Raw genomic sequence first — 674 nt, 5'->3', positions numbered from 1 at the left:
TTAGAAAGGACTTAGCTTCTCTAGAAAAAAATGGACAACTTTTACGCCGATACGGTGGTGCGATTGCCATCCCTACGGAAGTTATTCATGAAGAACTAAGCTCTAATGTTTCGACTCGAAAGTTAAGTTTGGCGAAAGCTGCGGCATCATTGATTCGCGACCATAATCGCATCGTGATAGACAGCGGTAGCACGACCGCTGCGCTGATTCAGCAACTGAACGACAAACGTGGCTTGGTGGTCATGACCAACTCGTTGCACGTCGCCAATGCCCTTAACGAGCTAGAGAGTGAACCCGCTCTGCTAATGACAGGCGGAACTTGGGATACGCACTCTGAATCCTTTCAAGGCAAAGTAGCCGAATCTGTATTACGAGCTTACGACTTTGACCAGTTGTTTATTGGTGCGGATGGCATCGATTTGGAGCGCGGAACCACAACATTTAATGAGTTGGTTGGCTTAAGTAAGGTGATGGCAGAAGTCTCTCGTGAAGTCATCGTTATGATCGAGTCCGAAAAAATCGGTCGTAAGATCCCTAACTTAGAGCTCGCTTGGCATCAAATTGATGTGCTGGTCACCGATGCGGATATCCAACCAGAGCACAAAGTACAGATTGAACAACATGGCGTGAAAGTCATTTGCGCCTAATCTAATAATGTAACCAGTTTCATATTT

At 46.0% G+C, this 674-nt stretch carries 1 protein-coding gene; it reads left to right on the top strand.

The genetic code is table 11. The features are described from left to right. Window positions 1–647 (top strand): XRE family transcriptional regulator (locus tag R7Z50_RS27865; protein ID WP_318149800.1); only part of this gene is annotated, 647 nt, incomplete at its 5' end. Window positions 648–674 lie beyond the last annotated feature (27 nt).

It is taken from the genome of Vibrio sp. 1249-1 (genome assembly GCF_033340495.1).
This window is presented reverse-complemented; position numbering and strand designations above follow the sequence as displayed.